The 15,963-nt window shown below is 57.1% G+C and carries 11 protein-coding genes and 1 tRNA gene; 3 read left to right on the plus strand and 9 right to left on the minus strand.

Annotated features, from left to right (window positions below):
* Positions 1–11: 11 nt before the first annotated feature.
* The 8 genes from AC2FIT_RS21675 to AC2FIT_RS21710 all read right to left on the minus strand — a co-directional run bounded on the left by AC2FIT_RS21675 (position 12) and on the right by AC2FIT_RS21710 (position 12,242).
* Entirely contained in the window at positions 12–2,015 is a 2,004-nt protein-coding gene (locus AC2FIT_RS21675) for a hydantoinase/oxoprolinase family protein (protein ID WP_496832386.1), read from the minus strand.
* A 72-nt stretch (positions 2,016–2,087) separates the two neighbouring features.
* Positions 2,088–3,125 carry a tRNA epoxyqueuosine(34) reductase QueG gene (gene queG / locus AC2FIT_RS21680; RefSeq protein WP_496832388.1) on the minus strand — a complete coding sequence of 346 codons (1,038 nt, stop codon included), beginning with the start codon at positions 3,123–3,125 and terminating at the stop codon, positions 2,088–2,090.
* Between the two features lie 97 nt (positions 3,126–3,222).
* Positions 3,223–3,888, minus strand: coding sequence for an FtsZ-binding protein FzlA (gene fzlA, locus AC2FIT_RS21685; protein ID WP_496832390.1), 666 nt, complete (start codon positions 3,886–3,888; stop codon positions 3,223–3,225).
* A 58-nt stretch (positions 3,889–3,946) separates the two neighbouring features.
* Positions 3,947–4,681 (minus strand): monofunctional biosynthetic peptidoglycan transglycosylase, encoded by a 735-nt coding sequence (mtgA, locus tag AC2FIT_RS21690; protein WP_496832392.1) that lies wholly within the window; start codon positions 4,679–4,681, stop codon positions 3,947–3,949.
* A gap of 39 nt (positions 4,682–4,720) precedes the next feature.
* Positions 4,721–5,635 (minus strand): Hint domain-containing protein, encoded by a 915-nt coding sequence (locus AC2FIT_RS21695; protein WP_496832394.1) that lies wholly within the window; start codon positions 5,633–5,635, stop codon positions 4,721–4,723.
* 180 nt (positions 5,636–5,815) lie between these two features.
* Positions 5,816–10,348 (minus strand): glutamate synthase large subunit, encoded by a 4,533-nt coding sequence (gltB, locus tag AC2FIT_RS21700; protein ID WP_496832396.1) that lies wholly within the window; start codon positions 10,346–10,348, stop codon positions 5,816–5,818.
* Positions 10,345–10,779: a GFA family protein gene (locus AC2FIT_RS21705; protein WP_496832397.1), complete on the minus strand. Its 435-nt coding sequence runs from the start codon at positions 10,777–10,779 to the stop codon at positions 10,345–10,347. The genes gltB and AC2FIT_RS21705 overlap by 4 nt, the downstream gene beginning before the upstream one ends.
* 29 nt (positions 10,780–10,808) lie before the next feature.
* Positions 10,809–12,242 carry an NAD(P)-dependent oxidoreductase gene (locus tag AC2FIT_RS21710; protein WP_496832399.1) on the minus strand — a complete coding sequence of 478 codons (1,434 nt, stop codon included), beginning with the start codon at positions 12,240–12,242 and terminating at the stop codon, positions 10,809–10,811.
* Between the two features lie 230 nt (positions 12,243–12,472).
* On the opposite strand from AC2FIT_RS21710, the gene AC2FIT_RS21715 reads away from it, so the two are divergent.
* On the plus strand, positions 12,473–13,276 hold the full coding sequence (locus tag AC2FIT_RS21715) for an undecaprenyl-diphosphate phosphatase (RefSeq protein ID WP_496832401.1): 804 nt from the start codon (positions 12,473–12,475) through the stop codon (positions 13,274–13,276).
* On the opposite strand, the gene AC2FIT_RS21720 is transcribed toward AC2FIT_RS21715, so the two are convergent.
* On the minus strand, positions 13,277–14,260 hold the full coding sequence (locus AC2FIT_RS21720) for a complex I NDUFA9 subunit family protein (protein WP_496832403.1): 984 nt from the start codon (positions 14,258–14,260) through the stop codon (positions 13,277–13,279). It abuts the gene before it with no gap.
* 196 nt (positions 14,261–14,456) lie between these two features.
* Here AC2FIT_RS21720 and AC2FIT_RS21725 point away from each other — a divergent pair.
* Together AC2FIT_RS21725 and AC2FIT_RS21730 are read left to right on the plus strand one after the other, a co-directional pair.
* A tRNA-Leu gene (locus AC2FIT_RS21725) sits at positions 14,457–14,543 on the plus strand.
* Between the two features lie 61 nt (positions 14,544–14,604).
* Complete coding sequence (locus AC2FIT_RS21730; protein ID WP_496832405.1) at positions 14,605–15,597, plus strand: DUF6538 domain-containing protein; 993 nt, start codon at positions 14,605–14,607, stop codon at positions 15,595–15,597.
* Positions 15,598–15,963: the final 366 nt, after the last annotated feature.

Consider the following 15,963-nt stretch of genomic DNA (forward strand, 5'->3'; position numbering starts at 1 on the left):
CCCTTGCGGGGCTACCCTGACGCCACGCGAGGCCGACCACTGGCCTCAACAGTGATCATCGCCTCGACGAACACGTCTTGTGCTTCGATCCTAGCAGTGCGGATGTCCCGATCGACGACGACCCGGATATCCGCAGCCCCGGCTTGGCGAACAGCGCCCTCTGCCTCATCCCGCAGCACAGATTCAAGCATGTCCAGTGCCTTGTCGGATTCGGTAAAGTCTTGCGGACCATTTTCAAGATGAACCCTGTAGCGCCCCTCGGACGGGGACGTCACTGTCCCGGACCGGCGCAGAGTAAGCCGCCCGACTACGGCACCGATGGCATTGGCCACGCCTGCGTGCTCAGGCAGGATCATCCGGGCGTGCAAGCGTTCACCAACTGCCGGGTAATAGCTGGGGGCCGACGCGCCAAGTCCTACCACATCCACATTCAACGCTGCATCCAGCGCCAAAAGCCCGCGATGCTTTGACAAGCCTTTGTGCGTCAGAACATGGCGGGCTAATTCGGCGGGTGGCAGACCGAAATTTTCTGCTTCTTCGACAAAAGCAGTTTCTAACAAGGTTAGAACCGTTTGTTCCGTAAGCTTGTTTACAATCATCTCCGCCAGGTTTCTGGGCGTGGCTGCCAGCCTGTCTCCGGTACCCACACGCTTGCGCGCCATCAGTTCCAACGCTTTCCCGGCAGCCTCAGCATCCCAGCTATCCAGCCGACCCAGTACGTGGCTGGCATCTGATGGCGTGACGCCCGAAACCTGAACGATCCCTCGATCCACCAGACGCGTCAGGGCCCCGTTCTCCATCCGGGTGCGCAACAGATCGCTCAGCGGCATAACCCGGTCTCCCAACCGCTCGATCAAAGCCTCTTCGCGTCCACCCAGCCCCCCAGCGTGAATACCGGGAACAAGGCGCGCAAAGCGCGTGTCATGCTCACCAACTGTGGTCGATCGTAACTGGGCATCCAAAGCAGCATGAACGACGTCGGGGGCTTCTGACGCAATCAAAGAGACAGGCACCACCCGCCGCGGCCCCAGAAACACCCCGCCGCCCAAGCCTTCGGTCACCGCATGCACCTGACTGTCACCACCCAAACCATGCGTCCGCATCGCCACGGCCTCGACCATAGTGCGAAACCCGCCGACCTGTGCACCTGCTGGATCTATCGCCGGTTTACCACCCCGGATCAGAGCGACATCCGTCGTTGTCCCGCCAATATCCGAAACCAGCGCATTTTCGGCCCCCGTCAGCCAGCTTGCCCCAACAATGGACGCCGCCGGACCGCTAAGAATCGTTTCAATCGGTCGCTCGCGCGCTTGCTCGGCGCTCATTAATGCGCCATCGCCGCGTACAACCATCATCGGGGCACTTATACCAAGTTCCAATAGCTGATCCTGAGCTCGCCCGATCAAGCGGTCAATCATACCGATCAAGCGGGCGTTCAATACCGCTGTAACGGCGCGTTTCGGACCGTTCAGCTTGGCCGACAGATGATGCGAACACGTCACCGGCGCACCCGTCCTATCTGCAATGAGTCGCGCCGCCTCTAACTCATGCGCGGGGTTGCGCGTGGCGAACTGAGCGGCCACCGCAAAGCCAGAAACGCCTTTGTGAAAGTCTAAAAACGACTCCAGCGCCACAGTGTCCAGCGGAGCAGCCTGTCCTCCGGCATGGGTATGACCGCCTGATAAGACGAGGGCCGGGTCACCTTTCAGCGCATCCCTCAGACCGTGCTTATCAAGGTCGTCTTCCTTGAACCCGATATAGATCAGCGCCACGCGCCCGCCCTGCCCCTCGACCAGTGCATTTGTTGCCAATGTGGTCGACAGCGATGCCATCGAGATTTGCTCTGGCGCCACCTGCGCCGCGTCCAGAACTGCCTGAATCGCCTTACCGACGCCAATTGCCAGATCGGACCGTGTCGTCAGGGATTTGGCCGAGGCGATCACCTCACGCTCATCCCGGATCAGAACCGCGTCCGTGTAGGTTCCACCCGTATCCACCCCCAAAGCCAGCGCCATCGGGAACTCCTTCCTGTTCGCTGTCGATGGGTGTAACGGTTTGGACCGACACGTCCAGCCTGTTTGCGTCAGCTACAACAGTTGTTTGACCGCCCAGCGCGCCGCATCTGCCACGGCAGGGTCCGGATCGTTAGTCAATTCCTGGGCCACCGGCAACAGTTCGGCCATATCAGAATTGCCGATTGCGTAGAGCACGTTGCGCACAAACCGATCACGCCCGATCCGCTTGATGGGTGAGCCGGAAAACTTTGCGCGGAATGCAGTGTCGTCCAGCGCGGCCATCTCTGCCAACGATGGTGCCTTCAAATCATCACGGGCTGCATAGCGGATATCGCTGGCTGCCACCGCAAATTTGTTCCACGGGCACGCGGCCAAGCAGTCATCGCAGCCATAAATCCGATTGCCGAGTTTCGACCGCAACTCTTCATCCACCGGGCCTTTGTGTTCGATGGTCAGATAGGAAATACACCGTCGTGCATCCAAGCGATACGGGGTTGGAAAAGCATCTGTCGGGCAGGCATCCAGACAGGACCGGCATGATCCGCAATGATCCACCTCTGCCATGTCAGCTGGCAGGTCCAGAGTGGTAAAAACTGATCCTATAAAAGCCCAATTGCCCCAGTCTCGACTGACAAGATTAGTGTGTTTCCCCTGCCAGCCAAGCCCCGCAGCATGGCCCAGCGCCTTTTCTGGAACCGGCGCGGTATCAACAAAGACCTTCACCTCTCCGCCAGCCTCAGAGATCAGCCAACGCGCCAGACGTTTCAGCCGCTTCTTGACCAGATCATGATAATCCTTGTTCTGCGCATAAACGGAAATCGCGGCTTTGTCCGGGTGGTTCAGAACCTCTGTCGGATCATGTTCAGGTGTATAGCTTTCGGCCAGCATGATCACCGACCGTGCATCCGGCCACAATGCCGCGGGATCGCCACGCCAATGGGTCCGCTCAGCCATCCAGCCCATCTGCCCGTGATACTCAGCCTCCAGAAACGCCTCAAGGCGAGCAGGAACTTCGGGAACGTCCCAAGGACGACACACGCGGCATGACACGAACCCTTCGGTCAGCGCCTGCGCCACCAGCTTTTCCTTTAGGCCCGATCCGTTCGTCATCTGGTTAAAATAATCCTTGGGCGGTGAACGGTGAAAGCCCAATCTTCTTGTGGGCGATTCACACCAAAATCAGGCCAACGGCCCCCGGATGCAGTTATCAGAAATCCAGGTCGGCGTAATGGGACGGAGGCCGGAATCCCGGAACTTGATCCGCCAGAATCGATCGGAATGCAGGTCGTGACTTAATCTTTGCGTACCAGTCCTTAACCGCCTGCGATCGGTTCCAATCCACATCCGAGATATAATCCAGCGCTGAAAAATGCGCCGCCGCTGCGAAATCCGCCAAAGTCATGGTGTCCCCTGCCAACCAGCGGCGATGATCCAGCAACCATGCCATGTAATCCAGATGGTACTTGATTGCGCGAGCGCCTTCCTTGACGTTCTTGCTATCTGGATAGCCTTCGCCGGTTACCTTCTTGTTGACCCGCTCGTACAGCAGTTTCGATGTGACCTCATGGTGGAATTTATCGTCGAACCACCCCACCAGGCGCCGAACCTCATACCGAGCGTCAGGGTTTTTTGGCATCAACGGGGGTTCCGGGCGGGTTTCCTCGATATATTCACAGATGGCGGTGCTTTCTGCCAAAATCTTCCCATCCAGACGCAAGACCGGCACTTTTCCCGCAGGGTTTCTGCGCAGAAAATCCGGGTCTCTTTCCCAGTATTTCTCTTCGACCAGTTCAACCTCGATCTTTTTTTCCGCAAGGGACAGGCGGACTTTCCGGCAAAAAGGGGACAGGGGAACATGAAACAGACGCGCCATGGGCTTCCAATCGAACCAGTGTAGACCCCTCAGCTTTAGCCTTGAGGGGCGATAAATTTCAATCCTCGAAACAGTTTGAGCGACCATCTGCGCGGATGGTGGCCGCTCCATCCAGAATTGCCGCGGCCCGCCGGCGCGTGCGAACCGAAGGGTCCGTGACGGATCGGTTACGCGGCGAAGGCAGGATGGCGGCAATCCGCGCCGCTTGCACAGGGCTAAGCTGGGCGGCAGATACCTTGAAATTCCGTTGGGCTGCTGCCTCAACACCGAACACGCCTTCTCCGGTTTCAGCCACGTTCAGATAAACTTCAAGGATGCGCTGCTTGCTCCAGAAAATCTCAACCACCGGCGTAAGCGAGGTTTCCAGAGCTTTGCGAACCCAGCTGCGCCCTTGCCACAGGAATACGTTCTTGACCACTTGCTGAGAAATGGTCGATGCGCCACGAGACCCCCCATCTTCCAGCGCATCACGGATCGCCTCAACGTCAAAACCCCAATGCAGGCAAAAATTTGCATCCTCGGCCGCAACAACGGCACGCGCCATGACCGGGGAGATGTCTTCGATCGACACCCAATTCCGTTCGACCTTGCCCAACCGGCGCCATTCGGACCAGATGGTAAGGGTCAATGGTGGGTTCACCACAGAATAAAGCGCCACCAACCCAACAACAAAAACAATCACACCCAACACAATGCGGGTCGCCCAAAGACGGACCCGCGCGGATGTTTGTTTTTGTGTTTTGGACGCCTTGCGTTTCTTGCTGCCCGACTTGCGTACTGCCTTTTTTGCCATCCTCTTGCTATACGACGCGGCGCAAGGCTTGAAAACGGCTTAAATCGCCACGGCGCGCGCTTCGCACGGGCGGATGACCGGGCGGGCGGTTTCCGGCAGAACCGGGTTGCGAGTGCGTAATTCCGGGAACAGAGAAAGCAGTTCGGCCTGCGTATCCCGATCCGCCGTGTTCACCGCATGTCCGGGATAGTAGCTTTCGCTTTTTGCCCCGTTGGCGATAAGTATCTCGTGCCGTGCGAACAGCAGGTGGATATACGTGACCTCATCGCATTCGACGCGGGTTACGGTGTCTCCGTTAATTAGGCAATGCGCTGCGATCAGCACCTCTGAGTAGCCAAACAGATACGGGGCGCGCCAGTCTTCGATCAGCATCCTGTGCTGCGGTGACACGATAAGAGGATGATCCAGACCCAGCACGCCGCCTTCAAACCGGACTGGGGCCAGCTTGCCTTCGGCCTTAACGGTGGTGCGACCTACCCACAACAAGGGCTGCGCGCCGTTATCCGCAGTTAACACCGGATCGCCAAGCTTTAACTCTTCAACCCGGCGCAATCCGTTTGGCGTTTCGATCAGTGTACCGGGCGTGAAACAGGGAGGGCCAAGATCGCCAACATCCAACGGCCCCTGCGACGTAACGAATGAAGACGATATAAATGTTCCGGATTGCAGAACCTGACCATCGGTTGGTGTAAAAACCCGTGTACCGTCGGCAAGATAAAAAGTCGTGCCGGTATAAGTGACATTCCCCACGCCCGAGACGTTGATCGTCACCGTATCGCCGGGCCACGAGCGGGTAACATCCTGACCATTCACCGTGTCGTTGTTGAACCGGTCAATATCATCATCGTCATTTTGATCGACCAGCGTGTAGCTCTGCACAGTCAGCGTTGTACCGGCTGCCGGCGGGTTCGCTGGATCCATGTCAAAAAACTGATCTGTATAGGTCGTCGGCATAGGTTCGCTCTTGCCTCTTCGTCACATTGCACAGCAGCTTGGCAGCAAATTGTGAAGGAACTTGGTCTTTTGTACGAGCGCCTGTTGATAAATCAATAAGTGCATATAAGTTTGACAAAAATAGAAAACCCGCGTGCTTTCTACGACACGCGGGTTTGTCAGCAGCGAAGACTGACCGGCTTATTCTGCTGGCACCGCAGTGGCTTCGTAGGTCAAAGGATAGCTTAGCTTGTTTAGCATCTCTTTCGGGCAGACCTGAAGGAAGTTCGCCTTTTCAACATCCCAATGCTGCAGGATATCGGCGGCTTTGCGGCTGAAGGTTTCGGTCTGATGCGCCTGAACCAGCGATTTCAACTGGTTTTCCCAATGGTCAACCGTCACCGGGCAGGTCACCAGCGTTTCCTTGTTCATCAGCTTTTCCGCCTTGCCTTCCGGGTCGTAGAGATAGGCCATGCCACCGGTCATGCCCGCACCAAAATTGGCACCGATATCGCCCAGGATCACTGCGACACCGCCCGTCATGTATTCACACCCGTTCGAGCCGCAACCCTCGATCACGACTTTTGCGCCCGAGTTCCGAACCGCAAAACGCTCTCCGGCGCGTCCGGCTGCAAACAGGTGTCCATCGGTGGCGCCATACAGAACCGTGTTGCCGATGATGGTGTTTTGATCCGCCTTCAACGGGCTGACCTGCGGCGGTCGCACCACGATGGTGCCGCCCGACAAGCCCTTGCCGACATAATCGTTGGCATCGCCCGATACCTCAAGCTTCAGACCCGGCGCAGCAAATGCCCCCAGAGACTGACCGGCCGAGCCTTGCAGCTTTACGTGCAAGTGGTCGGGCTGGAAGGTATTTCGCATACCGAAGTTCTGAACGATATGGCTTGAGACTCGGGTGCCCACGGTCCGATGCGTGTTCTGCACCGCGTAAGACAGCTGCATCTTTTCGCCGTCTTTCAGGAACCGCGCGGCATCGCGGACGATCTCAGCATCCAGCGTATCCGGCACCGCGTTGCGGCCTTTATCCCTGTTGTAAACGATGTCTTGCGCGCCATCGACGGTGATCAAAAGCGGGTTGAGATCCAGATCGTCCAGATGCGCCGAGCCACGGCTGACCTGTGCCAACAAATCCGCGCGCCCGATCACTTCGTCCATGGAACGCGCGCCAAGGCTGGCCAACAGTTCGCGCACTTCCTGCGCGTAGAAGGTGATCAGATTGACCACTTTGTCCGCGTTGCCGGTGAATTTGGCGCGCAGGGAATCATCCTGCGTACAAACACCAACCGGACAGGTGTTCGACTGACACTGACGGACCATGATGCAGCCCATCGCGATCAGAGCGGCGGTGCCGATGCCGTATTCTTCGGCCCCCATCATCGCAGCCATGACAATATCGCGCCCGGTACGCAGACCGCCATCGGTTCGCAGCGTGACGCGATCCCTCAGGTTGTTCATCGCCAGAACCTGATGCGCTTCGGTCAGGCCCATCTCCCACGGGAGACCAGCGTATTTGATCGAGGTCGCGGGCGACGCACCTGTGCCGCCATTGTGACCCGAAATAAGGATAATATCCGCTTTTGCCTTGGCGACACCCGCGGCAATCGTGCCAACGCCGGACGACGCCACCAGCTTGACCGTCACCTTGCAGCGTGGGTTGATTTGTTTCAAGTCATAGATCAGCTGCGCCAGATCCTCGATCGAGTAGATGTCGTGGTGCGGCGGCGGCGAGATCAGGGTTACACCCTTGGTCGAGTGACGCAGGCGCGCGATCAGGTCCGTAACCTTCATACCGGGCAGCTGGCCACCCTCACCGGGTTTTGCACCCTGAGCTACCTTGATCTCTAGCTCTTCACACTGGTTCAGATATTCTGCGGTCACGCCAAACCGGCCCGAGGCCACCTGTTTGATCTTGGCCGACGGGTTGTCACCATTTGGCTCCGGCACGAAATGCGCGGGGTCTTCGCCGCCCTCACCGCTGTCGGATTTGGCACCAATCCGGTTCATCGCCACGTTCAGCGTCTTGTGCGCCTCGGGCGACAGCGCGCCCAGCGACATGCCAGGTGTGACAAATCGTTTGCGAATCGAGGTGATCGACTCGACCTCTTCAATCGGCACGGGCTTGCCCAGCGGTTTGAAATCCATCAGATCACGTAGGTGGATCGGTGGGTTCGCCTGCATTTTGGCCGAGTATTGCTTCCACAACTCATAAGATGCGCGGTTGCAGGCCATTTGCATCATATGCATCGACGTTGCTTCCCACGCGTGGGTCTCACCCGATGTCCGGGCTTTGTAAAAGCCCCCGATGGGCAGCACGTCCAGACCGCTCTCCCAGCCTTTGGCGTGGATTTCTTCGACCTTGGTCTGAATACCGGTGACGCCGATCCCGGATATCCGACTGGTCATGCCCGGGAAATACTCGGCAACCATGGCACGGCTCAGACCGACGGCCTCAAAGTTCAGGCCGCCACGATACGAGGAAATCACCGAAATCCCCATCTTGGCCATGATTTTCAGCAGGCCTTGGTCGATGGCTTCACGGTAGCGCGCGACGTTTTCCGTCAGCGTGCCATCCAGCAAACCGCGATCAATGCGGTCTGCCAGAGAATCCTCGGCCAGATAGGCGTTTACAACGGTCGCTCCGCAGCCGATCAGTACGGCGAAGTAGTGCGGGTCCACGCATTCTGCCGCGCGAACATTCAACGAGCAGAAGGTCCGCAGCCCCTGACGGGTCAGATGCGAATGCACTGCACTGGTCGCCAGGATCATCGGCATCGCGACACGTCCCGGCCCCGAGTTCATGTCAGACAGCACCAGATGCCCTGCGCCCGAGCGCACGGCTTCTTCTGCTTCGGCTCTAACACGAGTCAATGCAGCGCTAAGCGCACCCCGTCCAGGTTCAAAACTACAATCGATCTCAGCCAGCGGAGCGTTGAAATTCTCGACCAGATTGTCCCACTGCGCGTTGCCGACGAAGGGGCTTTCCAGCACGATGATCTCGGTCTGGCTGCTGTCCTCGTCAAGCACGTTCTTGAGATTACCGAACCGCGTTTTTAGCGACATCACCCGGTATTCACGCAGTGAATCGATTGGCGGATTGGTAACCTGGCTAAAGTTCTGGCGGAAGAAATGGCTCAGAGGGCGGTATTGCTTGGACAGGACGGCGGAAGGCGTATCGTCGCCCATCGAGGCAATGGACTCTTTTCCATCCTCGGCCATCGGAGCAAGAATCTGCTCTAGCTCCTCAACCGAATAGCCAGCCGCGATCTGACGCTTGCGCAGGTCTTCGCCTGAGAAAATCGGAGCTTCGGTCACACCGGCCAGCGACTCGTCCAGATCGTTGATCTTGCTGACCCATTCGCCAAATGGCAGCGCGCGCGACAGTTTGTCCTTGATCTGCTTGTCGCGGTACAGCTTGCCCTTTTTCATATCGACCGCAAGCATTTGACCCGGTCCCAACGCGCCTTTTTCGGTCACGCTGGCCTCATCAATCGGCACCATGCCTGCTTCCGAACCCGCGATGACCAGACCATCGCCGGTCACGACGTAGCGCATCGGGCGCAGGCCATTGCGGTCCAGTCCGGCACAAACCCAGCGCCCGTCGGTCATCGCCAGCGCGGCGGGGCCATCCCAAGGCTCCATCACCGAGTTGCAGTAGGAATACATATCGCGCCAGGCCTGCGGGAGTTCCACCGCCTGCTTGGACCAGCTTTCTGGCACCAACATGGTTTTCGCCATCGGAGCCGAACGGCCAGCACGGACAAGAACCTCAAAAACCGAGTCTAATGCGGCCGAATCCGATGACCCACCGGCGATGATCGGCTTGATGTCCTCGGCATAATCGCCAAAGGTTGCCGAAGCCATGCGGATTTCGTGGCTTTTCATCCAGTTGATGTTGCCCTTCAGCGTGTTGATCTCACCGTTATGGGCCAACATGCGGAACGGTTGCGCTAGCCACCATTGAGGGAACGTGTTGGTCGAATAGCGCTGGTGATAGATCGCAAAGTTCGATTCAAACCGCTCATCCATGAGATCGGGGTAGAAGACCGCCACCTGCTCGGCCAGCATCATGCCCTTGTAGATAATCGAACGGCAGGACAGCGATGCAAGATACAGACCCGAAATGCCCGAAGCGATGGCTGCTTTTTCAATGCGACGGCGGATGACGTAAAGCTCACGCTCAAACGTCTCTTCATCCACTCCTTTGGAATTCGAGATCAGAATCTGCTCAATCTCGGGCCGGGTTGCGTTGGCCTTTTCGCCAAGACAGGTCACATCAACCGGCACATGACGCCAGCCATAGATGTAATAACCCATACGCAGAACTTCGGTTTCCACAATCGTTCGGCACCGTTCCTGCGCACCAAAATCGGTGCGGGGCAAGAACACCTGACCGACCGCAATCAGCTCACCCATGTTTGGTTCATGCCCTGTGCGGCGTATCTGGTCGTAAAAGAAGGGAACCGGGATCTGAACGTGGATACCCGCGCCGTCGCCTGTTTTGCCATCGGCATCCACCGCACCACGGTGCCAGATCGCCTTGAGCGCGTTGATCCCGGCGTCCACAACCTTGCGCGATGGCTTGCCGTCGATCGAAACAACAAGCCCGACGCCACAGGATGAATGCTCTTCCTGCTCGGAATAGAGACCGTTTTCCGCCATCCATTTGCGCTTGGCTTCTTCGGCCTGCACCCAATTGGCATCATATTTGGTCATTGGCTGTCTCCTTCTTCCGAGGGGGCATACATGGCTTCAACCTCGGCCTTGGTCATTTGCTGGCGTTCTCCGGCGAACGTGTAACCCTTGGGTTTCTTGTCGATATAAAGTTCAAGTTTCAGCGGCTGGCCGATGTTTTCGAAAAGGCCCGCTGCCATTTGTGTGTGTCCATACATCTCACCCGGCAGCGTGATCCGGTACCATAACGCCGACCCGCACTCGGAGCAGAATGCACGTTCTGCCCAGTCGGACGAGGTAAAGGTCTTGACCGGGCCCAGAGCGGCATAGCCATGCTCGGCCGGGAACGTGATCAGCATCGAACTGGTCCAGCGGCGGCACTGGTCACAATGGCAGGCGCCCAGCGCATCACGCGCCGGGGTCGCAGTGACGGTGACCGCACCGCACATACATTGGCCTTGCAATTCGGACACTGCGTTCCTCCTGCCGCTGGGCGTGACTGTTACTCGGCCGCAATTGCGGCCTTGCTGTTGAACGTGTCGATGATCGCATTGGCGCAGTCGCGTCCGTCCCGGATCGCCCAAACGACCAAAGACGCACCACGCACGATGTCACCGATCGCGTAGACGCCATCCATCTCGGTCGCACCGGTCTGGAAGGCGGCCTTGACGGTTCCCCATCGTGTTACAGGCAGGTCTGGCTGTCCGAATAGGGTGGGCAGATCCTCGGGCTCGAAGCCCAGCGCCTTGATCACCAGATCGGCGTCTTCGACATAATCCGCGCCTTCGATAACTTCAGGCGCCTGACGACCCGAGGCATCGGGCTGACCCAGCCGCATTTTCTGCACCATCACACCGGTGACGTTGTCATCGCCGGCGAATCCTTTGGGCGCGCTGAGCCATTCAAAAATGACGCCTTCTTCCTCAGCGTTCTGTGTCTCGCGCTGGGAACCGGGCATGTTGGCGCGGTCACGGCGATAGAGACACTTGACCGAGGTTGCACCCTGACGAATGGATGTGCGTACACAGTCCATCGCGGTATCCCCACCGCCGATCACGACAACCTTTTTGCCCTTGGCATTCAGACGTCCGTTGTCGAAATCCTCAACCACGTCGCCAAAGCTCTTGCGGTTCGAGGCGGTCAAGAAATCGATAGCCTTTTCAATACCATTCAGACCGCTGCCCGGCATGGAAAGATCGCGAGACTTGTATACGCCTGTGGCAATGATCACGGCGTCATGCTTGTCACGGATTTCGTCGAACTTGGCTGCATCCACGTCGCAATTCAGAACAAATTCGACCCCACCGTCAGCCAGAAGATCATTGCGGCGCTGCACGATATCCTTTTCCAGTTTAAATCCCGGTATGCCATACATCAGCAGACCGCCAGCGCGATCATAGCGATCATAGACCGTGACTTGAATCCCGGCACGGCGCAGCATATCCGCAGCCGCCAGACCACCGGGGCCGCCACCAATGATCCCAACACTCTCGCTGCGCTCGGATGGCGGGGAAACAGGCATGACCCAGCCCTTATCCCATGCTGTATCAGTTATGTATTTCTCGATTGAGCCAATGGTAACCGTGCCATGGCCCGATTGCTCAATCACGCAATTGCCTTCGCACAGACGGTCCTGTGGGCAGATGCGGCCGCAAATTTCCGGGAAGGTATTCGTGGCCTGGCTGGTCTGATAGGCCTCTTGCAACCGTCCCGTTGCGGTCAGGCGCAGCCAGTCCGGAATGTTGTTGTGCAAAGGACAGTGCGACTGGCAATACGGAACACCGCACTGACTGCAGCGGCTGGCCTGTTCTTCCGCCTTGGCCGAAGCGTATTCGGCATAGATTTCGTCAAAGTCGTCTTTGCGGTCATCGGCGGCACGCTTTTCGGGCATGACACGATCGATCTGCACAAATTTCAGCATCGCTTGCTTGGCCACGGGTCGGACTCCATGAATTGGCTTGGTCGCGCCTGTTTACGGGATGCGTTCAGATATTAAAAGTCAATTCTACTTACCTATTTTAAAAAAAATACGGGGCGGCGGCAAAAATTTTAAAGAAGAGTATGTTTTTTATATCCGATTCGGACCTATTTACATGCTTTCCTTTTTCACACCACACTTATACCCATTGCTCGCAACTATTACGTGACGGCAACACGGCAGGTTAAATGAGTTTATTTCAGTTGATTCTTGCGGCGATTATTCAGGGTATCACTGAATTTTTGCCCGTCTCATCATCGGGTCACCTGATCCTCTTACCCAACCTGACCGGCTTGGATGACCAAGGGCTTGCAATCGATGTCGCGGTGCATGTTGGTACGCTGGGTGCAGTGGTTCTTTATTTTTGGTCCGATGTAAAACAGCTCATCGCGGGTCTGCCGCGCGCTCTGACAGGACGAATTGATACCCCGCAGGCGCGCTTGGCGATGAGTTTGATCATAGCAACCATTCCCACCGTTATCGTTGGGGCCATCCTGTTTAAAACCGGTTTCAGCCAGTCCCTTCGTTCAATGGCAGTCATCGGATGGACAATGTTGGGCTTCGGGCTTTTGCTGTATTGGATGGACCAGAAAGGCCCGCAAACCAAAAAGACCAGCGACTGGGGTTTGCGGGATGCGATGATCATGGGGCTGTGGCAAGTGCTGGCGTTGATCCCCGGCACTTCGCGTTCAGGGATCACAATTACCGGCGCACGTCACCTTGGTTACAAGCGGGAAGACGGGGCGCGGCTTGCAATGCTGATGTCAATCCCCGCAATTGCGGCCTCGGGCGTGTTGCTTTCCGCGGACGTCATCCACGAAGCAGACACGCAACTGGCCAAAGATGGCGCAATCGCCGCCCTCTTCGCATTTGTTTCGGCTCTTTTGGCCCTGAGCCTGATGATGCGACTGTTGCGAAGCGTCAGCTTTACACCCTACGTCATCTACCGCGTGATTCTGGGCGCGATCCTTTTAGTGATCGCGTATAGCTGATTAGGATCGCAGGTTGTCAGCCGACTTCTGAATCTCATCATACTGGCCCGAGGGGCGGAACTTCCACAGATAGTCCGGCAATACAGACTCCAGCGTCGCAGGGGCAATGCCCAGATCCGCAAAGCTTTTGACACCATCGGCCACCACATTGTCCCGCCGCAGGTTTTTTAATTGATCACGGGTCAAGATGGGATTGGAGAACAACTGGAACGTGACGAATTTCAAGAAATCGAGCACGTTCGCCATGATCCAAGCCGTCCAGAAGGGTATACCGATGATCACACGTCGGCGATTGATCACGTCCAGCATCTGCTGCATCAATGCGCGGAAAGTTTTCACCTCGGGTCCGCCCAGCTCATAGACGCCGCCCCCAGCATTTCCCAAAACGCCTTTTACGGCGGCTTTGGCTACGTCATCCACATAGACTGGTTGAAACTTGGTCTCGGCCCCGACCAAGGGCAACAGCGGCCCCATACGCGCCATTCCGGCAAAACGGTTAAAGAACTGGTCTTCTGTTCCAAAAATAATCGACGGACGCAGAATCACCGCGTTTGGCATATGCGCCAGCACACCGGCCTCACCGTCCGCCTTGCTGCGGGCATATGTGCTGTTCGATCCGGCATCCGCACCAATCGCCGAGATGTGCACCATGCGCTCAACACCTTGGTCAGCGGCAATGCGTGCTATGCGCGCCGCGCCGTCAGCCTGCACCGCATCGAACGCGTTCTTCCCCAGTTCGTTCAGAACACCCACGCAGTTTACCACGGCATCGGCGCCATGCATCACGGCTGCAACAGACGCATCGTCGCGGATATTGCACAGCACGGGTTCGACCTGCCCCACGACGCCGTACGGCTTGACAAACATCGCCTCATTCGGGCGCCGCACGGCAACCCGCACGCGCCATCCTTCGTTTGCCATACGCCGAGCGATATACCGACCGACAAATCCCGATCCGCCATAAATCGTGACCAGTTTGGACATGCGAGGGCTCCTATTGACTGGTTTTGACCTGAATTAGCGCTCAAAGCCCTCGCAAACAAGGCGCAATAACGCCGCGAACATGCGAAAAGTCGACAGGCTGTGAACCAACGTGGTTGTGTGACAAAAAACTTAAAAAACTTCCCGAATCCGGTTGACGCCCCTCGCCAGTAGGCTTAAACGCCCCTCCACGACACCTGCCCAGGTGGCGGAATTGGTAGACGCGCTAGCTTCAGGTGCTAGTGTCCGTATGGACGTGGAGGTTCGAGTCCTCTCCTGGGCACCATTCATCCGCTCAAGCAATTGTTTTGCCTCAGCTTTATCGCAAGATGGAGCGACCGTAGTACATGGCGGAGAACAAAACTGCACCCCATGCATTTGTGAAAGACGGCGTCTACTACTTCGTCAGACGTGTCCCGAAAGATTTGCAGCACTACTACACGTCTCGGAAAATTTCATACTCATTGCGCACAAGGTCGGCTGCTGTGGCCTCTTCCCGCGCCCTGAGAGAGTCTCAAAAACTCGACGAGTATTGGTATCACCTAAGGATCAGGAACAGCGATCTACCAGGGAAGCACCTGCTACGGCTGGCGCAGAACGCCAACAACGCACCTGAGGCCATCTTTGGTTCCACTTCCAAGTCAGAAGCAGTGAAGCTGTCAGAAGGTGTAGCCATCTACCTTCGGCTGAAGGGCAGGGATCTTCCCATCACATTTCACCGGGCAGCGGAGCGTTCCTGTGACTACGTTATCGATGTCTGCGGCGATAGAGACATCACGGCTTACACAAAAGCCGACGCCAATACCTTCCGCGACAATCTGATTGAGCGCGGTCTCGCAGGTTGTAGCATTACCCGCGTTTTCGGGACGGTTCGTTCGGTGATCAACTTTGCGGCCAGCGAGATCGGCATGGATATTACCAACCCCTTTGGCCGGGTCTACTATGACCGAACAGCAGGCGTTGAAGACAGGGAACCCCTCACAGTTGATGCCATCCGCAACCTGCAATCCGAGTGTCGTAAACTCGACGATGATCTCCGATGGCTGGTCGCATTGGTATCTGACACTGGTATGCGTCTTGCGGAAGCGGCAGGTCTGTTGAAGGAAGACTTGAAGCTCGACGATCCGATCCCCCACATTATTCAGGACGGTTTCAAATCAAACAGGCTCAACCACCGCTGCACCGTCACAGCCATTTTGACGCGGTGTCCTGTTTTTTGTGCGGGGCGTCTGTTTTTGTCGCCAAGACATGAACCGCTTTTCGGCGGACTTTCCGTCGCGGGTCGGCACTTCGCCCAGCGCCAGACCGACGCTTTGGCGATACCTGACGGGCCAAGATAGGGGGCTTGGGTCATGTTAATGAACCTGCGTTCCTCAAGTTCTCGAAACCAAGTGCCAACCGTGTTGTGGTGGACATTCAGTGCCGTTGATGCATCGCGACAGCCTAGGATGATATCGCCGTTGTTGCCGTCGCTTCAGTTTGATCTAGAGTGCCCTCGGCCCCGGTGATAAGGCTGCTCAGGCTTCAGAAGCTTGCGGCCATTCAAGAAGCTGGACGTGACGCCCAGCGTCCCTTGTGTATCGTTTGTAGGGCTTCCCCATCACATGCGCCCTTTCCGGGCCATCAAGGTTAAGCTCTGGACCCGTTGATTTGGTTTTATTTGGCGCGCCGGGCTGTTTTAAGCTTCTGAACTTATGGAGGCGTGA

It is taken from the genome of Ruegeria sp. YTSA135, assembly GCF_059610165.1.